Consider the following 22,630-nt stretch of genomic DNA (forward strand, 5'->3'; position numbering starts at 1 on the left):
ACAGAATTAGGTCGCCCTCATACCCAAGTTGTCTCTTAAATTTGAGTAGCTTAAGGGAACTCAGCCTTTCAAACCTTTATGCAACAAAGCCGTACATCTCCTACTTATTCAAAATGTTATATAAAAAATTTCTTATTATTAGAATCGCACTTCTACGTTATATACACCACGATAAGTACCAGCATCAGCTGCTTCAACCGCACTACCAGCTACTGTAGCTGCGACATCCCAACGATGAGCTTGTCCTTTGGTACTTGACTGAGTGCCATAATAAGCTTTTCCACCACGTGTAGTAGTCACAACTACAGGTACAGAGTTCTCACCATTGCGCAAAGTATTTAGTGGATTAATATTTAATCGATAAGGGGCATTTGTGCTGACATTAAAGAAGCCCGCATCGCTCCAATTACCTCCCGTGGTTTGTGCAAGTGTTAATCGAGGTGTCTCAACATCTAAATCACAATGTCTTGGAACTTCCAAAACAATGTCAATTTTTCCGTCACATTTGTCTCCACATCCATGTTTGCCTGGTTTATGAGGTTTATTTGGACCCTGTTGTGGAGGACCACCTCGGTTTGTTTCTGCTGCGTATAGAGCTGTTGAACTAAAACCAAAACCCAGTACGAGTGCTGCCAATGTGGCTTGAGTCATTTTTTTCATGTTTTTCTCCATTTCTTTTTTAAAAGAATATATTTTTCTTTTATTTTTAACGCTTATATCCCAACTCTTAGAATTCAGAGCTATTTTTCTAAGCGCAGACTCATATTAGTGCGATTATTTTCATTAGCGTACAAAGCTTTAATATTCACAATATAGCCGCCTATATTTTTATAAAATTATCTATCTATATATTTATTTATTTTATAAGCACTTAGACTTATATATAAATTATTACAAATACAATCCATTTAAAATTATAAGCATTCCATACTTTCACTACACTTCATTTAATAGATAAAAGTACCCACAAGACATTGATATAATTATTTTTTCAAATTACTCAATTTAAATTGGAAATAAATCTTACAAATGCTTACAATTTCCAGATACTACCCTTTAAAAAAATTATTTTTTTTATTTTTTATAGTTATTTTTACAGCATCATAAAAGTTTAATATTTTTTAGCTAAACAAACAATTACAATCAAACAACACAAAGCATATATTGAACCTAGAGTATAAAAATGTAACAAAGTAAATAATTAATTTTATAATATTATTAAATTTTAATTACTATTAATTTAATTTATCAATAATTTTAATATTTAAAAATTTAATTTCAAAATTTATATTCTAATAAATATTTTTTTGATTGACCTCAAGGTAAAAATAAGTTTAGTGATGTTTATTTCAATATTTTTTAATTGATTTTTTTTAGAGGTCGTACAATTACAGTTCAATAACTGATTTATACAAATCAAATAATAAAAAATTGAGTGTGGACATGATCAATAAGAATGAGTTTTTACGCTGGCTATACTTCATTTTTTGAAAAGAAAAATGAAGTGGAAATTTAGAACACATACTATGCTTTAAAACCAATATTATTACTTAATATTTTTAAATATCAATATTTTTACGTGTAAGATCCCACCTATCATAATCTTTATCTACTTTAAATACAGGTAAACTCAAACTTCTACAAAGGTTATATAACCGATCTAATTTTTCTATATTATCAAGATTCCAAGTATTAGTTTCTTTTTCTTGTGAACGTCTTAATTTCCGGTATGAACCTAATCCAAATGTTACATCAACAAAGGCATCAGGATTTATTTCCAATATATAAATTGGTTTAAATCCTGGTGTAATTTTCTGCCATACTTGACCATCAAAATTATACTTTCGTTGACGTGGTATATGATAGGTAGAAATATAAGGTGAAATTTTTTTCACAATTCTTACCTCTTCTTCATACTTCCAAAAATGCATTTTATTAAGTAGCGCTTGTTTCAATATTTCTTTATCTTTTCCCCAAGTTAAATTTTCAACATTATTCAAAAATTCAACAGTACATCGATTTAAGTTTTTCGGCTCTTCACTTAAATATGTGACTGAACCACAGTCTGCTGTAATAATGAATTTATCAGCATCATTCAATCCAGCTTTATTTACGTCAATTCCAATTACTACACCATTATGGCTATCTGCATAATGTGCCCACATCAATGGATTTAATGGCTGTTTAGTTAAACATGTAATTAAATACTTTCTGGAAAACTTCTGCTGCAAAACCTCATTAGAATTTCGCTTTGAAATTACATGATCATACAAGCCTAATGTTGTACATTCGAACGGATCATTAAAATCCTCTAAATGCGAAAAAGCTAATGTCCGATTATTTAAGGTTAAAAGAGCATCATCAAAGCTCATATATTTATATAAAATCATTATTCTTATCCAATAAAAAACCCCGCTTTCGCAGGGCTTTTATAGCATAAAAATCAGCCAATCAAGAGATTAGTTTTTCTATTTATCAACGATTTTGTTTGCTTGGCTCCAAGATATGAAAAAAATGGGAAAGCACTGCTTTCCCATTTTTTCAGGCACGTAAACATAGAAATAAAAAACCCACTCAAATTAAGTGGGTTTTCGCATTCAAATCAATTGATTCGAGAAATTAGTTTTTCTCTTTATCTACAATTTTGTTCGCTTGGATCCAAGGCATCATCGCACGTAACTTGTTACCAGTAACTTCGATACCGTGAGCCGCATTTTGACGACGACGAGCAGTCATAGATGGGTAGTTCAACGCACCTTCTTGAATAAACATCTTCGCGTATTCGCCAGATTGAATACGTTTAAGCGCATTACGCATTGCTTCACGAGACTGTTCGTTGATTACTTCAGTACCCGTTACATATTCGCCGTATTCAGCGTTGTTTGACACTGAGTAGTTCATGTCCGCGATACCGCCTTCGAACATTAAGTCAACGATCAATTTAAGTTCGTGTAGACATTCGAAATACGCCATTTCTGGAGCATAACCAGCTTCAACCAGAGTTTCGAAGCCCATTTTAACCAATTCTACAGCACCACCACAAAGAACTGCTTGCTCACCGAAAAGGTCAGTTTCAGTTTCTTCACGGAATGAAGTTTCGATGATACCTGTACGGCCGCCACCTACGCCTGAAGCGTAAGAAAGAGCAACGTTACGCGCATTACCAGAAGCGTCTTGGTGAATCGCGATAAGATCAGGAACACCTGAACCACGTTGGTATTCAGAACGTACTGTGTGACCAGGAGCTTTAGGCGCAACCATGATTACGTCTAAGTCAGCACGTGGAACAACTTGGTTATAAAGAATCGAGAAACCATGAGCAAATGCTAAAGTCGCGCCTTGCTTGATGTTTGGCTCAATTACGTCACGGTAAAGTTGAGATTGGAACTCATCTGGAGTCAAAATCATCACTACGTCAGCTTGTGCTACAGCAGCAGGAACTTCAGCAACTTTAAGACCTGAATTTTCAGCTTTCTTCCAAGAAGCAGAGTTCGCACGTAAACCTACAGTTACGTCAACGCCAGAATCTTTCAGGTTAAGCGCATGCGCGTGGCCTTGTGAACCGTAACCAATGATCGCTACTTTCTTAGATTGGATGATAGATAAGTCACAGTCTTTATCGTAAAAAATTTGCATTGCTGTCTCCGCTTAAATGCTTGTTTGTCCGTTAAATCAGGCAATGACCCTTAAATTTACATTGCCTGATACCCTCTTCTTGTTCAGATGAGAAAATACTTAAAATTTAGATGGTGAGTACTTTTTCGCCGCGTGCGATACCTGATACACCTGAACGTACGACTTCTAAAATCGTGTGTTCAGCAAGTGCATCAATAAATGCATCCACTTTTTCAGTGGTACCCGCGATTTGAATGGTATAGGTCGTTGGTGTTACATCGACAATCTGACCACGGAAAATATCTGCCGTACGTTTGATTTCGTCACGCGATGAACCCAATGCTTTGACTTTAATCAGCATCAATTCACGCTCAATATGTGCACCTTCAGACAGGTCAACCACTTTCACCACTTCAACCAACTTGTTAAGCTGTTTGGTAATTTGCTCAATCTTGTGATCATCACCATAAGTGGTCAATGTCAAACGTGAAAGCGTTGGATCTTCAGTCGGAGCAACATTCAATGTTTCGATATTGTAGCCACGCTGTGAGAACAAACCCACTAAACGGGAAAGCGCGCCTGATTCGTTTTCTACGAGTACAGAGATAATATGTCTCATTTCGTGCGCTCCCCTTTAGCCAACCACATATCCTGCATCGACTGACCCGCAATCAACATCGGATAAACGTGCTCGGTACGATCTACCATAACGTTAATAAATACGCACTTGTCGTTAATCGCCATCGCTTCTGCAAGCTTCGACTCTAGCTCATCGGCATGATTAATCTGAATACCGACATGACCATAGGCTTCCATCAGTTTGGCAAAATCAGGCAATGAATCTACATAAGAACTTGAATGACGTCCTTCATAGTTCATATCTTGCCACTGCTTCACCATCCCTAAAGACTGGTTATTCAGGCACAGGATTTTTACATTCAGGCCATATTGCTTACAGGTCGACAGTTCCTGGATACACATCTGAATCGATGCTTCACCGGTGATACACACCACTTGCTGTTCCGGGTATGCAAGCTTCGCAGCCATTGCATACGGCAAGCCTACACCCATGGTGCCTAGACCACCTGAGTTGATCCATTGACGTGGACGTTTGTATTTGTAATACATCGCACCAAACATCTGATGCTGACCGACATCAGAAGTAATGATCGCTTCGCCATTGGTCACTTTATCCAATGCCTGAACCACTTGTTGTGGCTTCATCACGCCATCAACACCCGCTTCAAAACGACCGCCATGAACCTTGCGCCATTCATTGATCTGTTTCCACCATGCCGCAATCGCTTCAGGATTTGGCTTAGAAACCTTAAGCTGTTTCAACTGGTTCAACATCTCATTCAGTACAGGCTCTACAGCACCGACAATTGGAATGTGCGCCATAATGGTTTTTGAGATTGTCGCTGGGTCGATATCTATATGAATGACTTTAGCATTTGGACAGAATTTTGCAGGATTGTTGGTCACACGGTCATCGAAACGCGCACCCACACACAGAATTACATCTGCATTGTGCATGGTCATGTTAGCTTCATAAGTACCGTGCATACCCAACATACCGATGAACTGTTCATCATCACCCGGGAATGCGCCAAGACCCATCAAGGTATTGGTCACTGGATAACCCAATAGATGCGCAAGCTCTGTCAATTGTGCTGAAGCATTGCCTTGAACCACACCACCGCCTGAGTAAATAACTGGGCGTTTAGCATGGATCAGTTCTTCAATCGCTTTACGAATTTGACCTGAGTGACCACGGAACGGTGGCTGATACGAACGCATCTTCACTTTTTCTGGGTATTCGTAAGCAAATTTCTCTGCAGGATTGGTCGCATCCTTTGGAATATCAATCACTACAGGACCTGGACGACCTGAAGACGCAATATAAAAGGCTTTTTTGATAATTGCAGGAATTTCGCTGGCATGACGCACCTGGAAACTATGTTTCACGATTGGACGTGAAATACCGACCATATCGGTTTCCTGGAATGCATCTTCACCAATCAGATGACTCGCAACCTGACCTGACAAAATCACCATCGGGATTGAGTCCATATAGGCCGTTGCAATTGGCGTTACCGTGTTGGTTGCACCCGGACCTGAAGTCACTAGCACAACACCGGTCTTGCCTGTCACGCGTGAGTAAGCATCGGCCATGTGACCGGCAGCCTGTTCGTGACGTACGAGATAATGATTGATTCTGTCTTGTTGAAATAGCGCATCATAAATATGAAGAACTGCGCCGCCTGGGTATCCAAAAACATGTTCAACGCCTTCGTCCGCTAATGCGCGAACAAGCATTTCACCACCAGATAGAAGTTCCAACGTGATTCACCCTAATATTATTCACTGCACAAATGGGAGGCATTTGCAGTGTTTCATTTGTTAACTGTCTGCACTGTTATAGCACACAAATTTCATAGTTTTCAAAGCAATAGGAAAAAAATCTGATCTCTTCGCTGTTCGAGCAATACGGGATCTAAAACATGTTGGGATAAACATATTTTGCTTAGCTTTGTTCAATTTCTCGGCTAGAGAAATCGCCCATTGCATGAAATGACACTTAGTCGAAGGGTGATCGATCTAAGGCATATAAAACTATTGCAGCATTCTTGTGTTTTCAGGCTTTAAAGTCAAGTTTAAAAAACAGACAATCTACGCTTATAGCGCCTAGATCTGCTGTTTTTAACAGCAATATCAGCTTATAGCCATGCATTTACTGTCTTTCCTATTCATCTAATCCAATAAAATTCATAGAGTTAATGGCTTAATTTTATAAATTTTTAATATGTCTTATATAAAAAAAATGAATGAATTTTTATCAAATGAAAGGAAATTGTTTATCAATAAATTTTGTATATGAAGATTTGTCTCTGATTTCTTCTACGCTAGATTGAGCTTATTTAAGCAGCTCGCTTTGAATAAAGCAGATAAAAATCCATCATTTTTACTGAAAATATCACTACAATCATTGCAGTATTCCATGCCTAGCAAGCCGAGGTCCAAGAACAATGAAAATATCTTTTTTAACCGCCTTCAGTTTGAGTTGCGTAGTTGTTTTGAGCATCTGTAGCACCAGCGCTTCCGCGATCCAGTATCATAAATGGGTCGATGCGAAAGGTGTCACGCATTATACCAAGACGCCACCACCAAAATCTGCGAAAAAAGCCACCACAGTGGATACTTATGGCTGGAAAAATTCAGCACCGGCATCTCCAAGAACAGCTGAAACTGAAGTTCAAACCGAGAACACACCTCAAGAACAACAGCAACAAGCCCCTCAAGTTCCTGCGAATCAGGACCAGCAACAACGTGAAGCCAACGAAGCCTTGCAGCAATCTAAAAATCGTGCAGTTGCTTTATAAGACACCTCTATATAGAACAGCGTGTTTTTTCTTCGGGAAATGCCGGCGCAAAATTCACTTTTAGGTGCATTTTGCGCTATGCTGTGCAACAGACTTTTTTCACCGTAATTCACTGATACGTTTATGACTACTCACATTGATTCCGAATATCAAGCCAGTGCGATTGAGCCTCAAGTCCAACAGGATTGGGAATATCGCAAAGCCTTTAAAGTTGCCGACAAAGTAGAAGGTCCACGTCGTTATATTCTCTCGATGTTCCCTTACCCAAGTGGCAAGCTACATATGGGTCATGTGCGTAACTATACGATTGGTGACGTGATCAGCCGTTTCCATCGCTTAAAAGGTGAAACTGTCCTGCAACCGATGGGTTGGGATGCTTTCGGTCTGCCTGCTGAAAACGCAGCGATTGCACACCAGGTTGCACCGGCAAAATGGACATTTGAAAATATTGCTTACATGCGTGACCAGTTGAAAAAACTCGGTCTAGCCGTAGATTGGGATCGTGAATTTGCGACCTGTACCCCTGAATACTATCGTTGGGAACAATGGCTATTTGTTCAGCTTTATAAAAAAGGCTTGATCTACCGTAAGCTTTCAACCGTGAACTGGGATCCGGTCGATCAGACTGTTCTTGCCAACGAACAGGTTGAAAATGGTCGTGGCTGGCGTTCAGGTGCATTGGTAGAAAAGCGTGATATTCCAATGTACTACTTCCGCATCACTGATTATGCGCAAGAGTTACTTGACGATTTAGACACGCTTAAAGATGGCTGGCCACAACAAGTGTTGACCATGCAGCGTAACTGGATTGGCCGCTCACAAGGGATGGACATCACTTTCCCTTCAGCAAATCCTGACGTGTATGCAGATGGTTTAACGGTATTTACTACCCGTGCCGATACCTTGATGGGCGTGACCTATGTTGCAGTTGCAGCAGAACACCCGATGGCGCTGAAAGCGGCTGAAACAAACCCAGAATTGGCTGCATTCATTGAAGAATGCCGTATGGGTTCTGTGGCAGAAGCGGATCTTGCGACTGCCGAGAAGAAAGGCATGGCAACCGGTCTTTCTGTGAAGCATCCTGTGACTGGCGAAGAAGTTCCGGTTTGGATCGCCAACTATGTATTGATGTCTTATGGTTCAGGTGCAGTGATGGCAGTTCCATCACACGATGAACGTGACTTCGAATTTGCCAATAAATATGGCTTGACCATCAAGCAAGTGATTGATGCTAAAGGCGCAGATGATGCTGACTTTGATGCGACTCAATGGCAAGAATGGTATGGCTCGAAAGAAGGTAAACTGGTCAATTCAGCCGAATTTGACGGTCTAGATTTCCAAGGTGCATACGATGCATTCCTTGCCAAATTAGAACCAACAGGCCTAGCAAGTTCTAAAGTTCAATTCCGTCTACGTGACTGGGGGGTTTCCCGTCAGCGTTATTGGGGTTGTCCAATTCCAATGATTAACTGTCCATCATGTGGTCAAGTGCCAGTACCTGAAGAGCAGCTTCCTGTGGTTCTTCCGACTGACGTTGTTCCAGATGGTTCAGGTAACCCACTGAACAAAATGCCTGAGTTCTATGAAACGACTTGTCCAAGCTGTGGTGGCGACGCACGTCGTGAAACAGATACGCTTGATACATTCGTAGAATCGTCTTGGTACTATGCACGTTATGCATCTCCAGACTTTACGGGTGGCATGGTGAAACCTGAAGCAGGTCAAACCTGGCTTCCTGTGAACCAATACATCGGTGGTGTTGAACACGCGATTCTGCATTTGCTTTATGCACGCTTCTTCCACAAATTGATGCGTGATGAAGGCGTGGTACAAGGCAATGAACCATTCACTAACTTGTTAACGCAAGGGATGGTGCTTGCAGATACCTTCTATCGTGAAGCTGAATCTGGCAAGAAAACCTGGTTTAACCCGGCAGATATCGAACTTGAAAAAGACGAAAAAGGCCGTGTGCTTTCTGCAAAATATAAAGAAGATGGCCAGGAAGTTGTGGTTGGTGGTCAGGAAAAAATGTCGAAATCGAAAAATAACGGTATCGACCCACAATCGATTATTGACCAGTACGGCGCAGATACGGCACGTGTGTTCATGATGTTCGCGGCTCCACCTGATCAATCACTTGAATGGTCTGATGCCGGTGTTGAGGGTGCAAACCGCTTCCTGAAACGTGTATGGCGTTTAGCAACAGGCTTCCTTGAAAAAGGTAACGGTGCATCAAACATCGACAAAGCGGCACTGTCTACGGCTGCACAAGACTTGCGTCGTAAGACACACGAAACCATCCAAAAAGTCGGTGATGATATTGAACGTCGTCATGCATTTAACACTGCCATTGCTGCATTGATGGAACTTTTAAATGCTAACAACAAATTTGAAGCTCAAGATGACAATGACGTTGCTGTCGCACGTGAATCGATTACCACGCTGTTAACTTTACTTGCACCATTTGCACCGCATTTAAGCCAGACTTTATTGGCTGAATTTGGGATTGAATTGAATTCAACTTTATTCCCTGCGGTAGATGAATCTGCGCTGACACGTAATACGCAAACCATCGTGGTTCAAGTCAACGGTAAGCTTCGTGGCAAGTTAGAAGTATCTGTAGATGCCTCTAAAGATGACATCTTGGCTCAAGCCAAAGCATTGCCTGAAGTTCAGCAATTCTTGACGGGTCCAACCAAGAAAGAAATTGTGGTACCGAATAAATTAGTGAATTTGGTGGTTTAAATCCTTAAGTTCCCTCTCCTCTCAGGAGAGGGCTAGGGAGAGGTAAATATATAACCCCTCATCCTAACCTTCTCCCAGAGGGAGAAGGAACTTTCTGAAGGATTTCACAATTCCCAAACAAAGCCCGTTGCCAGCCAACGGGCTTTGACTTTACAATCCAGTTCAGGATTTCAAATATTCCCCTTCGGGAAGCATAGAGGGCAACACATGCATTTGGGCAAACATTTAGCAGCAATTGTTTTAACTTGTGGTCTGAGTGCAGGCTTAGTCGGCTGTGGTTTTCACCTGAAAGGAACCAATCCGAGCTCCGCACCTGTTGCTTACTCTGTCATGAGCCTGTCTTTACCGCCCAACACTGAAGAACTGCAAGAGAAACTGGCAGTTTACCTCGGTGCTGCAGGCGTACAGCTAAGTAATGCACCTAAAGCTTATGTGTTACGTGTCCTGGATTACACTCCTCGCCGTCTGGAACTGAACGGTAAACTGGTTGAAACCTTATTACGTTTAAACGTGACTTTCCGGATTGAAGATGCACAAGGCAATCCGATCACTGAACCACGCACTGTCGTGGCAACACGTACGTATCAATATGATATTGAAACGGTTAACACCGATGATCAGGAACAAAAATATCTGAATCAGGTCATTATTGATGATGTGGCGCAGCAGATTGCACGTCAGATTTCATCGAACCGCTTACCCTTAGCCAAACAAAATACCTCAGCGCAACCTGCTCAATAAGACCTCTTTATGAAACTTGATTATCTACAAGCCCTGAAACGTGTCGATGAAGCTCGCGGTGCTTGGGTCTTGCATGGTCAAGAGCCTTTGCTGGAACAGAATTTAATTGATGCCTTTCGTGCCAGCTGGCAAAAGCAGGACATCGAACGTCAACGCTATGACATTAGTTCGGTCGCCGACTGGAAAACTGTCTTTAATGCCTTGAACAGTTTGTCGCTGTTTTCAACGCAATTGGCGATTGAAGTACACGGCAATATCAAACCGGATGCCAGCGCGATCAAATTACTGAAAAACTATTTGCAGCATAATGAACAAAACCTGCTGTTGGTGGTGATGCCCAAACAGGACAGTAATAGCCTGAAATCCAGTTTCTTTCAGCTGATTGATGCCAATGGCGTAAATGTTTCGCTGGTGGCCAATTATCCGAAAGACCGGCAGCAGATTCTGGGCATTGAAGCTGAAAAACTCGGCATTCGTTTAGCCAACGATGCCTGGCAATGGCTGGAACAACATCATGAGCATAACTTGCTTGCGGCAAAGAACAGCCTGATGCGGGTTAGCGATACTTTTGCTGAAGTCGATATCATTCAGGTTGATCATTTATATGCCTGTTTACAAGATCAGTCACGTTATAGCAACTATGATTTGAGCGATGCCCTGCTACAAGGCAATCTTTCCCAGTCGATCAAGATTTTTCAGTATCTGGTCGCTTCAGGCGAACCGATGAGCCTGATTTTATGGAGTCTCAGCAAGGAAATGCGTCTGTTGATGCAGCTGTTTGAACAACCGCAAAATGCCTTGCAAATGGGGATATGGAAAACCAAAGTCGGGTTATATCAACAAGCCTTGCGCCGTCTCAGCCCACAGACTTTTCTGGCCTGGCCGGGGTTATTATTAAGAATTGATGCCTCAATTAAAGGACTCGGACATGAAAATCCGGAGCATTTGGTACTACAGGCGATTTCCAGTATCTGTGGCAAGCCCCTATTTCACTAAGTCTTTGTCAAAATTCGAAAAATAAAATAATAATCATTCCTATTAGTTTAAAAAAATACACGATTTATCCTAATTTCGCTTTTATAATCGTTCACAATTCTCTGATTTTGAACCGATATTGATCATGCCAAAAATAAAACCGACGAAATTGATTATGGCCGCCGTGATTGCCATTGCGCTCATCGCTGCGGGGTGGTACTTCCTCAAACCCAAAGAACAGCCTCCGCAATATATTACGGCTGAAGTCACCCAGGGCGATATCGAAAGCTCTGTACTGGCAACTGGTATTCTGGAAGCGACCAAGATGGTCAGCGTGGGGGCGCAGGTTTCGGGTCAGGTCAGAAAAATGTATGTAGAACTGGGCGATCAGGTCAAGCAAGGTCAGCTGATTGCGCGGATTGACTCCGTTCGTCAGGAAAATGATTTAAAAACCGCTGAAGCCAGCATTAAAAATCAGATGGCACAACTTGCAGTAAGACAGGCGAATTTGGCTAAAGTTGAAGCTGAATACAACCGTCAGAAAGCCATGTATGCACAGGATGCCACTTCTCGCTCAGAGCTGGAATCGGCATTTGCGAACTATAAAACGGCGCAAGCGGATATCACCGCCATCAATGCACAGATTGAACAGTCGCGTTTGACGCTGGCGACTGCCAAAGAAGATCTTGGTTACACCCAGATTGTGGCGCCGATGGATGGCACGATTGTGGCGATTGTGACCGAAGAAGGTCAGACTGTAAACGCCAACCAGAGTGCGCCGACTATTGTGAAACTGGCAAAACTGGACACCATGACCATTAAAGCTGAAATTTCTGAAGCAGATGTCATGAAAGTTGAAGAAGGTCAAACGGTTTATTTCACTACCTTAGGCAATAACGAGAAAAAGATTTACGCCAAACTGCGTCAAGTTGAGCCTGCACCCAATTCAATTAATACCGATAGCAATACATCAAGCTCATCGTCAAGTTCTGCGGTTTATTACAACGCATTGTTCGATGTCCCGAATGAAGATGGAAAATTGCGTATTGATATGACGGCGCAAGTTTACATCGTGCTGGATGAAGCCAAAAATGTACTGACCATTCCTGCTGCAGCCATTCAAGGTTCAAACCGTCCGCCACGTGCCAATCGTGGTGAAGCGCGTGGTGAGGGTTCTCGCGGTGAAGGCGGCCCGGCATCACGTTCTGAAGCTGAATCGGCTCAAGGCAACCGCCCTGCCGGTGAACGTCCAGCGCGTCTAAACCTGTCTGAAGCAGAACTTGCGCTGATTGAGCAAGGTAAAGCACAGCGTGGCATGGTTCGTGTCTTGCAAGCCGATGGTACTGCAAAACCAACCCCTGTATTAATCGGTTTGAATAACCGCGCGACTGCGCAAGTGCTGAAAGGTTTAAAACGTGGTGATCAGGTGGTGATTGCCGATGGTTCTGATACCTCCAATGATGCAGCAAAACGCGGTGGCAATAGCCGTGGCCCAATGAGAATGTAAGCATGAATTCACAACAACAGCCTCTCCTCGAGGTGAAAAATCTGGTTCGTGAATTCCCTGCGGGTGAAAGCACGGTCCAGATTTTAAAAGGGGTGAATCTGGAGATTTATCCGGGTGAACTGGTAGCGATTGTCGGCCAGTCCGGTTCCGGTAAATCGACCCTGATGAACATTCTGGGTTGTCTGGACAAACCAACTACCGGTAGCTATAAGGTTAAAGGCCGTGAAACCCGCGAACTGGAAGCGGATGAACTGGCGCAATTACGCCGTGAATATTTCGGCTTTATTTTCCAGCGTTATCATTTATTGGGTGATTTAAACGCAGCAGGCAATGTCGAAGTTCCTGCGATTTATGCCGGTGCAGATTCATCTGAACGACATGCGCGAGCCGTCAAGATTCTGACCGATCTGGGTCTGGGTGAAAAAACCCAGAACCGTCCCAGCCAGCTCTCTGGTGGTCAGCAGCAACGTGTCTCGATTGCCCGTGCGCTAATGAATGGCGGTGATGTGATTTTGGCGGATGAACCGACCGGTGCATTGGACAAGAACAGCGGTATTGAAGTGATGCGCATTTTGCGTGAACTGAATGCCAAAGGTCATACCATCATTCTGGTCACGCATGATCATAATGTAGCGAAAAATGCGACGCGGATTATCGAGATCTCGGACGGCAATATTATTTCCGATCAGCCCAATATTCCTGAAGTCGAAGAGCATCTGGAAAAACAGCCGCTAATCCGCAGTGAACAAAAGAAGATTTCTTCATGGCGTTCTGCAGTTGACCGTCTCGGTGAAGCTTTCCGTATGGCCTTGCTGGCCATGAATGCACATCGCATGCGGACTTTCTTGACCATGCTCGGAATCATTATCGGTATTGCTTCGGTGGTCTCGGTGGTGGCACTTGGTAATGGCTCACAAAAGCAGATTCTGGAAAATATCAGCAGTCTGGGGACCAATACCATTACCGTATTTCAGGGTCGAGGCTTTGGGGATAATTCCAGATCTTCACAGTCCAAAACCCTGATTCCGGCCGATGCCGATGCGCTGGCTGAACAACCGTATGTCGATGGCGTTAGCCCATCGGTGAATAGCAGTGTCACCGGCCGTTATAAAGAAATCGAAGCTTCAACCACGGTCAACGGCGTCAGTGAGGATTTCTTCTATGTGCGTGGCATGACCTTCCAGTCCGGTCAGCCTTTTGACCGCAGTAGTGTCATGCAACAGGCACAAGATGTCGTCATTGACACCAATACCAAAAACACATTCTTTAAGGATGGCACCAATCCGGTGGGTCAGGTAATTTTACTCGGGAGCGTACCGAGCCGGATTATCGGGGTGATCGACGCGCAAAAAGGCATGATGGGCAATAATGACAGCCTGAATGTCTATCTGCCTTATTCCACCGTGATGAGCCGTATGCTGGGGCAATCCAATGTGCGTAGCATCATTGTGCGGATTAAGGATGAATACCCAAGTGCGGCGGCTGAAAATGCAATTTTGAATTTGCTGGTACAGCGACATGGTGCGCAGGATGTGTTTACCCAGAATGCCGACAGTATCCGTGAAACCATTCAGCAAACCACAGCCACCATGACCCTTTTGATTTCAGCAATTGCTGTGATTTCACTGGTGGTCGGCGGGATTGGGGTAATGAATATCATGCTGGTTTCAGTGACTGAACGTACTCAGGAAATTGGGGTGCGTATGGCAGTGGGTGCACGTCAAAGTGATATTTTGCAACAGTTCCTGATTGAAGCCGTTCTGGTCTGTATCTTGGGTGGTATTTTGGGTGTACTGCTTTCCCTCGGAATTGGTCAGCTGATTACCCATTTTGCCGGTGGTACGTTCCAGATGGCATATTCAACCACTTCGATTGTAGCTGCCTTTGTCTGCTCAAGTCTGATCGGGATTGTGTTTGGCTTTATCCCGGCACGTAATGCTGCTCGTCTGAATCCAGTCGATGCGCTTTCTCGCGAATAAGGAACCTGATATGCAAATGAATTTAACCAAGCTTGCCAGTGCCCTGTTGCTGGGAAGCTCGCTGGTCGGTTGTGCCGCAGTGGTAAAAACGCCCTATGAACAGCCTGCGCTTAATATGCCGGGCAGCTTTCAAAACAATAAGGTGCTTAGTCAGCAGATTCATGCCGATATTCTGGCAGATCAATGGTGGACTTTGTTTAAAGATCCACAATTAAATAGTTTGGTAAATGAGGTGCTGGCGCAGAATACCGATCTGGCAGTGGCCGGCATCAGTTTACAACAGGCCCGCATTCAAGCCAGACAAACGCAAAGCCAGCAAGGGGTGCGTATTAGTGATGCCGGACTGACAACACGTAGAAGTTTTGATTTAGAGGATGGTGATAGTTCATCTGGTTTTGGGATTAATTATCCAGGTTTAAGCTATGAGCTGGATCTGTTTGGCAAGCTGGCCAATCAGACCGAAGCCGCTCGCTGGGAAGCACTGGCCTCTGAAGAAGACTTGCAGGCAACCGCACAAAGCCTGATTGGCACCACGGCACAATTGTACTGGCAACTGGCTTATCTGAATGAACGTTATAGTGTGGTACAGCAAAATCTGGCGACCGCGCAAAAAACCTATGATCTGGTGCGGGTGCAATATCGTGCCGGCGCAGTATCCGGTCTGGATTTAACCCAGGCGGAACAGGCAATTCAAAGTCAACAGGCGACTTTAAGCCAGATTGAACAGCAACGTGTGGAAACACGTACCGGACTCGCGGTATTGCTGCACATGCCGGTTCAACAGCTCGCGATTCAAGAGCCAAGCCGTTTACCGAATATTCAATTGCCGAGTATTCAGGCTGACTTACCGGCGAGTTTGTTGTCACGTCGCCCTGACCTTCGAGCGACTGAACTGCGCTTGCGTAAGGCACTAGCCAATAAAGATGCCAACAAAGCCAGCTACTATCCATCCATTAGTTTGACCGGTAATCTGACCACCGGTATTGGCAGCAGTACTTCCCTCTCGAATGCCCTGAAAAATCCGGTTGTAACTTTAGGTGCTGGTCTGACTTTGCCTTTCCTGCAATGGAATGACATGAAACGTGATCTGCAAGTCAATGAGCTGGAATATGAAAAAGCCATTATCCAGTATCGCCAGACCATGTATGAAGCCTTTGCTGATGTGGAAAATGCCTTGTCGAATCGTACTGAGCTCACTAAGCAGGTGACTTTGCAGCAACGGAATGTTGAGCTGGCAGAAAGAACTGAACGCTTGACTGAAGTGCGTTATCGTAATGGTGCAGTAGCCTTGAAAAACCTGCTGGATGCACAGGAAACCACGCGCAATGCACGGCTGTCCTTGGTGCAAACTCGACAGAACCAATACAATGCCTATGTCACCTTGATGCAGGCATTGGGTGGTAGCCCGATTAAACAGTTGCCTTAACAAAGCTTAATCCATAAAAAAACCGCTGCCAAACAGCGGTTTTTTTAGTTCATATGATTTGAGTCAGTTTATTTCATTTGCAAATACGCATTCACATTTTTCAATAATTCACTTGATCGCTCATGTCCGAGCAAACTGCCTTTTTCCAGCCAGTCCCGTGCAATCCCGATATCACGCGCCACGCCAATGCCTTTGGTATATAAACGTCCAAGATGACTATAGGCATCTGCATTCACCTGCGCTGCCGCCTGCTGATAATACTGTACGGCTTGCTCAATATTACTCTCAACACCTTGACCTTGCTCATAGGATTCACCCAGAGCATTTAGCGCCACACCATTCTGCTGAGCGGCTGCTTTTTGCAGATAGCTCAAGCCTAAGGCAATATCCTGCGCAATCTGTTGCCCTTGAAGATACTTCAAGCCCAATTCTGCTTGTGCCTGGGCATGACCCAATTGCGCAGCCTGATGCAGATAGCGATTGGCCAGCTCTGCATTATTGATAAACACAGGATAAATGCCTGACAGAGCTTGGTACAGGAACCATGCCGCCTCTTTCGAACCTTTTGCAACCGCCTGATTCAGGTACTGGATAGCTTTGTCGCGTGTCGGTAAAGGGTATTCAACCAGACTATAAAACCGGCCAACGCTATAAATTAAATCCGCTTCAGATTGAGCTTCAATCTGCCAATACTGCTGTGCCGCGTTCTGAATCATTTGTGTGGCTTTGGCAATGTCTTTTACTGTACCGACACCATTTAAATAACACAGTGCCAGCCCCATCCGTGCAGACACATCGTCAGGACTAAGCTGATAGGCAGCCTGATATAACTCAAATGCTTTTTGCGGTTCGTTGGCCACCAGGTGCTGTTCAAAATACAGCGCAGCAATCATACATAAGGCAGGCGCATGCTGACTGTTGGCCGCTTCCGCCCAGTAACGAAATGCCATGGTTTCATTTTTATCAACATACCAGCCATGAAAATAAGCCAGTCCAATTAAAGTCTTGGAATGCGCATCGGCATGTTCTTTGGACTGCTGCATCAAATGCTGGAACACGCGCTGACGCTGGTCGGTATCGATACGGCCTTGCAGTACGCCAGCATAATAATCATAGAGACCTTTTTGATCACCAAGACTGATACAGCGTTTAATAAATTGCAGGGCTTGAGTCTGGTCTTGGGGCAGCCTCTGTCCACGCGCATAATCATCGGCGATCTGCTGATTGGCAGCCAGATGATCTTGCTGCGCAGCTAAAAACAGATAATGAATTCCCTGAACCAAATCTTGAGCCGCTGAATCTGTTAAATAATACTGCGCCAGTTGATACTGCGAATTGCTATGTCCCTGCCCGGCATTTTGAATGAGTAAGGCCAAGCGCTGCTGTTCAGCGTTCTTCTCTTCTGGATTTGTTTCTGTAGTGGAAGAAAGTTCAGTGATGCGGTACTGGGCATCCAGATTGCCACGGGCTACGGCATGTCGGTACCAGTACAGCGCCTTTTCCGGGTCAGCCATTTGATAGCGTTGCTCCTCATGAATCTGCCCCAGATAATAAGCCGCGTCATCACTGCCCAGATGAAAGGCTTTATCGAGATAACTGATGGCTGTTTCCGTATTTTGCGCATGTCCCAGACCTTGCAGATGCATCAGGCCCATACCTACATAGGCTTGTGGAATTTCCTGTTGCTCAGCCAGTCCCTGATAAATCTGATAGGCACGTTCATAATTCGGATGTTCCGGATCTGAACTCAAACGTGCTGCATGTTTCAGTTGAGCATCGATCTGCTCAATCCATAAATCATGTTGTACAGCCTTCGCCTGATCACGTTTCACCGGATCCGGACGTTTCCACATCCAGATCGCCAACGCCCCTATCCCTAAAATCAGTACCAGCAAGAACCACATAGCTGCTCCAAAACATTATTTTTGTTCTGCGAATGAATCCTTTCATTCTAAACGTCAGTTTAAAAAAAGCACATAGATTGTGCTTTTTATTTTTTAAATCAGGCTTTTGCTCTTTTATTATCGAGTTTTTTCAAGCCTTCTGCTACAGCGACCATGGCAAAGCTCGAAGTCACCACCACGGCAGAGCCATAACCACCACAGCGCAAGCCGGCACTGGCGCAGACATCGGCACTGGAGAATGGATTATCGATGGAATAGACACAAGTAATGCCGAATTTTTCTTTGGGCTTTTTGCAGATGCCTTTGCTGCGTAACTGGGCACGTAATTTGGCCAGCATCGGATCCTGTTCGGTTTTAGATAAATCGGCGACCCGAATTTTCAGCGGGTCCAGTTTACCCCCTGCCCCGCCCGATACAATTAAAGGAATCTTGTTAAAGCGACAATGTAGCATCAGAGCAAATTTGGCTTTGACATCGTCAATACAGTCGAGGATTAAATCTGGATCACCTGCTAAAGTTTCTTTGATATTTTCAGGCGTCAGGTAATCATCAATCAGATTAATTTTAATTCGTGGATTAATTGCGCGGCAACGCTCGGCCATGACTTCAATTTTTTCATGACCCAAGGTGGTACTCATGGCAGGTAACTGACGGTTAATATTAGAAGCCGCCACCACATCCATATCAACCAAGGTCAGCTCGCCCACACCACTACGTGCCAGTGCTTCTACCGCCCATGAACCTACGCCCCCGATACCAATCACCATCACATGACTTTTTTCATAATGGTTAAAGCTGTCTTCTCCATAAATTTTGGCAACACCAGCAAAACGGCGGTCATATTCATCATCTTGAAGCAGGTCGGTCATAGGTCATCTATAGCAATAAAAATACCCGATCATTTTAGCAAAATCCGCTTTTCTTTACCGCCACTAAATTTTTGATCGATTTAAATGACATTCAGATTGGATGAGAGCGACAACCGACTCGCGATTGATTAAAATATCAACAAATTAATTCTATGTCATTTGGCTAAAAGGAGTGAAATGTCATGCTATTTAACACCCTTTTGAGTTTGAACATACTTTGTGTCGGGCTTTATTTTTATGTTCTGATCAGCCAAAAGAACAAAAATTATTATCTCAGCATTCTCATTCGCTTAATGACTTTAGGATTATTTGGCTTGGTTATTTTTGATCGTTATGAAACACAGAATCATCTGATCGTGTTATTACTCTTGTGGGTAGGCTTTGAAAGCATGGAGCAGTTTTACACTAGAAAAAATCCAGTTCAGTAAAATAAAAAAAGAGGCTTTCGCCTCTTTTTCATCTATCGGAATTAGTCTTTATTCATAATAAAGAAATATTGACGATAGTATTTCAGTTCCGCAATCGAATCACGAATGTCATCCATGGCCAGATGCGAGGCATTTTTCTTGAGGCCACTCATGATTTCCGGGCGCCAGCGTTTGGCCAGCTCTTTCACTGAAGAGACATCCAGATTACGGTAATGGAAATACTGCTCCAGTTCAGGCATCAGGCGGTGCAAGAAACGGCGATCCTGACAGATCGAGTTACCACACATCGGTGAAGATTTTGGATTGACCCATTTTTTCAGGAATTCAATAGTTTGCTGTTCGGCATCCTGAGCGGTCAGTTTACTGCGACGTACACGTTCAATCAGACCAGACTGGCCATGCTGGCGAGTGTTCCACTCATCCATGGCATTTAACAGACGTGCAGGCTGATGTACCGCAAGCACAGGACCTTCTGCCAAAATATTCAAATTGTCATCGGTTACAATTGTTGCAATTTCAATAATTTGATCATTGTCTGTGTCTAGACCTGTCATTTCAAGGTCAATCCAAATCAGGCGGGTATCAGCGGTGCTGCTCATAAATGTGCAATCTTATTGGGTTTAAAAACAACTATAGTAGCAAATTAATTACATCTTGGGTGTCATTCAGGGGCTGCTTCATGCTATTTTTGCCATCTGATTTACCCGGTTTTTTTAGGATATGAATGGCCTTAATACGTAAGCGTCGTCTGACAGAGCAACAACAGCGCCGCATTCAGAAACAACAGAAAACACGTCAAGAAGATCTCGATACCTCCAGTGATCTTGAAGGTTTAGTGGTGCAACATTATGGCCGCCAACTTGAAGTGCAAGCTTTGTCTCGCCCTGACATTCACCCTGAAAAACCTGTGGTCGCCGATGGTGAGCCTGAACCTTTCTGGAAAGAGATTGAACTGGACAGCGTCTGGCGCTGTCATACCCGGACCAATCTGGATTTATTGGTAACAGGTGACCGGGTCAAATGGCAAGCCGATCCGAATACCGGTTTAGGAATTATTACCGCGATTCATCCGCGCAAATCGTTATTGACCCGCCCGGATCGCTATCACAAGGTTAAGCCGGTAGCGGCCAATATTTCACTGATTGTAATTGTGTTTGCACCATTGCCTGAACCAGCGCCGGGTCTGATCGACCGTTATCTGGTGGCCTGTGCCGATGCCGACATTCCTGCATTGCTGGTGATGAATAAAGCCGATTTATTGAAAGAAAACGATCCGATTCTGACTCTGCTGCAAGAATATCAAGACCTCGGCTATGAGGTGATGCAGACCCAGTCCGATGGCGACCTGACTGCACTGTCTAATCGTCTGGAAAATGAAACGGTGGCTTTCGTCGGTCAATCGGGTGTGGGTAAAAGCACGCTGATTAATGCCATCGTGCCGGATGCCGCACAGAAAACCAATATCATTTCCGAGAACTCGGCACTCGGTCAGCACACCACGACGTCAACGCGCTTGATCGGTTTTGGTGAAGGTGCGGCCCTGATTGATTCTCCGGGAATTCGTGAATTTGGCCTGTGGCACCTGACTTTAGATAAGGTACAAAGCGGCTTTCCTGAAATTGAAAACCTGCTCGGCCATTGTCAGTTCCGTAACTGTACCCATAAGCATGAAAAACAATGTGCTTTGCGTCAGGCTGCGGCCGCAGGTGAAATTTTACCGCGCCGACTGGACAGCTATTTACGTTTAATCGACGAAATCACTGAAGCACAGCAAAAAAATTAATTTTCTTAACCCTTGGCCCTTGAAGCGGTGATTTTGATCACCATATTTATGAGCTATACTCTTGGCAATTTTAAAATTGTAATTAGGTGAATTGTGGAACGTTGGTTCGAGTTTATGGGGAATCACCCCTTCTTATTTGGAACACTCGCGGTATTAGTGGTTTTGTTCTTCATTATCGAAGGTCAACGTAACGGTCGCAAAATTTCTCCGCAATCGCTGGGAATTTTAGTCAAAGCAAAAAATGCCATGCTGATTGATTTACGCGATGCAAAAGACTTCCGTGAAGGTCATATCAGCGGCAGCCGTAATATTCCATATAGCCAGATTACAAAACATGTTGAAGAGCTGAAAGCATCTGATCGCCCTTTGGTGTTCATTTGTAACCTTGGACAGGTGGCTGGTACTGCGCTACAGCAGGTCGGTCATGCCGATGCCTACCGTCTTGATGGCGGCGTCAGCAACTGGAAAGCTCAAGGTTTACCTTTGGTGAAAAGCAAATAATCCACGAACAGGAGATTGATCATGGCTGAAGTTACTATTTACTCGACGACTGTATGTCCTTATTGCGTGCGTGCAAAACAGCTACTGGAACGTAAGGGTGTGGCATATAAAGAGATTAACTTGTCTCAAGAAGCGCCTGAAGTACGTCTTGAATTGATGCAGCGTACCAATCACCGTACCGTGCCACAAATTTTTATTAATGATCAGTTCATCGGTGGTTTTGACCAACTTTATGCTTTAGAGCGTGAAGGCAAACTTGATGAATTGCTGGCTTAACCTTACTAAAATTATCACTTCATATTAAGGATCAAAAAATGAGTGAAGAACAACAAGCTCAACCACAATTGGCATTAGAGCGTATTTACACCAAAGATATTTCTTTTGAAGTTCCTGGGGCGCAAGTTTTTACCAAGCAATGGCAACCTGAGTTAAACATCAACCTTTCTTCTTCTGCAGAAAAAATTGATGAAACTCATTTTGAAGTAGCTTTGAAAGTCGTGGTTCAAGCAACCAACGAAGGTGATACCGCGTTTATCGTTGATGTGACTCAAGCCGGTATTTTCCTAGTAGATGGCGTTGAAGAAGAGCGTCTTCCATATATCCTGGGTGCATACTGTCCGAACATCCTGTTCCCGTTCCTACGTGAAGCAGTGAATGATATGGTGACTAAAGGTAGCTTCCCACAATTGCTACTGACTCCAATCAACTTCGATGCTGAATTTGAAGCCAATATGCAACGTGCGCAAGCCGCTGCTGTGGATGGTCAAGCTTAAT

At 43.8% G+C, this 22,630-nt stretch carries 20 protein-coding genes; 12 read left to right on the forward strand and 8 right to left on the reverse strand.

What is annotated here, in order from left to right; genetic code table 11:
• Positions 1–138: 138 nt before the first annotated feature.
• From NI455_RS06305 to NI455_RS06325, 5 genes are all read right to left on the reverse strand, one after another.
• Positions 139–660, reverse strand: coding sequence for a hypothetical protein (locus NI455_RS06305; protein WP_005107882.1), 522 nt, complete (start codon positions 658–660; stop codon positions 139–141).
• 899 nt (positions 661–1,559) lie between these two features.
• Positions 1,560–2,390, reverse strand: coding sequence for a DUF2971 domain-containing protein (locus tag NI455_RS06310; protein WP_253113113.1), 831 nt, complete (start codon positions 2,388–2,390; stop codon positions 1,560–1,562).
• A 229-nt stretch (positions 2,391–2,619) separates the two neighbouring features.
• On the reverse strand, positions 2,620–3,636 hold the full coding sequence (gene ilvC, locus NI455_RS06315; RefSeq protein WP_004278368.1) for a ketol-acid reductoisomerase: 1,017 nt from the start codon (positions 3,634–3,636) through the stop codon (positions 2,620–2,622).
• Positions 3,637–3,742: 106 nt separating this feature from the next.
• Positions 3,743–4,234 (reverse strand): acetolactate synthase small subunit, encoded by a 492-nt coding sequence (ilvN, locus tag NI455_RS06320; RefSeq protein WP_004278369.1) that lies wholly within the window; start codon positions 4,232–4,234, stop codon positions 3,743–3,745.
• Positions 4,231–5,958, reverse strand: a complete 1,728-nt coding sequence (locus NI455_RS06325; protein WP_253113115.1) for an acetolactate synthase 3 large subunit — start codon at positions 5,956–5,958, stop codon at positions 4,231–4,233. The genes ilvN and NI455_RS06325 overlap by 4 nt, the downstream gene beginning before the upstream one ends.
• Positions 5,959–6,644: 686 nt before the next feature.
• On the opposite strand from NI455_RS06325, the gene NI455_RS06330 reads away from it, so the two are divergent.
• The 7 genes from NI455_RS06330 (at position 6,645) to NI455_RS06360 (ending at position 16,371) form a co-directional block, all read left to right on the forward strand.
• On the forward strand, positions 6,645–6,998 hold the full coding sequence (locus NI455_RS06330) for a DUF4124 domain-containing protein (protein ID WP_253113118.1): 354 nt from the start codon (positions 6,645–6,647) through the stop codon (positions 6,996–6,998).
• A gap of 123 nt (positions 6,999–7,121) precedes the next feature.
• On the forward strand, positions 7,122–9,743 hold the full coding sequence (gene leuS / locus NI455_RS06335) for a leucine--tRNA ligase (RefSeq protein ID WP_253113119.1): 2,622 nt from the start codon (positions 7,122–7,124) through the stop codon (positions 9,741–9,743).
• A 207-nt stretch (positions 9,744–9,950) separates the two neighbouring features.
• Entirely contained in the window at positions 9,951–10,484 is a 534-nt protein-coding gene (locus tag NI455_RS06340; RefSeq protein WP_243474240.1) for an LPS-assembly lipoprotein LptE, read from the forward strand.
• Positions 10,485–10,493: 9 nt separating this feature from the next.
• Complete coding sequence (gene holA / locus NI455_RS06345) at positions 10,494–11,480, forward strand: DNA polymerase III subunit delta (RefSeq protein WP_253113122.1); 987 nt, start codon at positions 10,494–10,496, stop codon at positions 11,478–11,480.
• A 124-nt stretch (positions 11,481–11,604) separates the two neighbouring features.
• The gene (locus NI455_RS06350; protein ID WP_253113126.1) at positions 11,605–12,966 is read left to right on the forward strand and encodes a MacA family efflux pump subunit; all 1,362 of its coding nucleotides are present in this window, start codon (positions 11,605–11,607) and stop codon (positions 12,964–12,966) included.
• A 2-nt stretch (positions 12,967–12,968) separates the two neighbouring features.
• A complete protein-coding gene (locus NI455_RS06355; protein ID WP_005250738.1) occupies positions 12,969–14,945 on the forward strand; it encodes a MacB family efflux pump subunit in 1,977 nt (658 codons plus the stop codon).
• Positions 14,946–14,955: 10 nt separating this feature from the next.
• Positions 14,956–16,371 carry an efflux transporter outer membrane subunit gene (locus tag NI455_RS06360; protein ID WP_253113128.1) on the forward strand — a complete coding sequence of 472 codons (1,416 nt, stop codon included), beginning with the start codon at positions 14,956–14,958 and terminating at the stop codon, positions 16,369–16,371.
• Positions 16,372–16,439: 68 nt separating this feature from the next.
• On the opposite strand, the gene NI455_RS06365 is transcribed toward NI455_RS06360, so the two are convergent.
• Together NI455_RS06365 and NI455_RS06370 are read right to left on the reverse strand one after the other, a co-directional pair.
• The gene (locus NI455_RS06365; protein WP_253113130.1) at positions 16,440–18,275 is read right to left on the reverse strand and encodes a tetratricopeptide repeat protein; all 1,836 of its coding nucleotides are present in this window, start codon (positions 18,273–18,275) and stop codon (positions 16,440–16,442) included.
• A gap of 98 nt (positions 18,276–18,373) precedes the next feature.
• Positions 18,374–19,144, reverse strand: a complete 771-nt coding sequence (locus tag NI455_RS06370; RefSeq protein ID WP_114542006.1) for a tRNA threonylcarbamoyladenosine dehydratase — start codon at positions 19,142–19,144, stop codon at positions 18,374–18,376.
• Positions 19,145–19,326: 182 nt separating this feature from the next.
• On the opposite strand from NI455_RS06370, the gene NI455_RS06375 reads away from it, so the two are divergent.
• A complete protein-coding gene (locus NI455_RS06375) occupies positions 19,327–19,572 on the forward strand; it encodes a hypothetical protein (protein ID WP_253113132.1) in 246 nt (81 codons plus the stop codon).
• Between the two features lie 41 nt (positions 19,573–19,613).
• Here the strand turns inward: NI455_RS06375 and orn are convergent, their stop codons facing one another.
• The gene (orn, locus tag NI455_RS06380; protein ID WP_004278381.1) at positions 19,614–20,171 is read right to left on the reverse strand and encodes an oligoribonuclease; all 558 of its coding nucleotides are present in this window, start codon (positions 20,169–20,171) and stop codon (positions 19,614–19,616) included.
• 125 nt (positions 20,172–20,296) lie between these two features.
• On the opposite strand from orn, the gene rsgA reads away from it, so the two are divergent.
• From rsgA to secB, 4 genes are all read left to right on the forward strand, one after another.
• Positions 20,297–21,355 (forward strand): ribosome small subunit-dependent GTPase A, encoded by a 1,059-nt coding sequence (rsgA, locus tag NI455_RS06385; RefSeq protein WP_005103207.1) that lies wholly within the window; start codon positions 20,297–20,299, stop codon positions 21,353–21,355.
• 93 nt (positions 21,356–21,448) lie between these two features.
• Positions 21,449–21,856 carry a rhodanese-like domain-containing protein gene (locus tag NI455_RS06390; protein ID WP_004278386.1) on the forward strand — a complete coding sequence of 136 codons (408 nt, stop codon included), beginning with the start codon at positions 21,449–21,451 and terminating at the stop codon, positions 21,854–21,856.
• A gap of 21 nt (positions 21,857–21,877) precedes the next feature.
• Positions 21,878–22,132 carry a glutaredoxin 3 gene (gene grxC, locus NI455_RS06395; protein ID WP_004278388.1) on the forward strand — a complete coding sequence of 85 codons (255 nt, stop codon included), beginning with the start codon at positions 21,878–21,880 and terminating at the stop codon, positions 22,130–22,132.
• Between the two features lie 38 nt (positions 22,133–22,170).
• Positions 22,171–22,629, forward strand: coding sequence for a protein-export chaperone SecB (gene secB, locus NI455_RS06400; protein WP_004647439.1), 459 nt, complete (start codon positions 22,171–22,173; stop codon positions 22,627–22,629).
• Position 22,630 lies beyond the last annotated feature (1 nt).

The organism is Acinetobacter lwoffii (assembly GCF_024129435.1).
In the GTDB taxonomy this organism is placed as follows: Bacteria; Pseudomonadota; Gammaproteobacteria; order Pseudomonadales; family Moraxellaceae; genus Acinetobacter; species Acinetobacter lwoffii_F.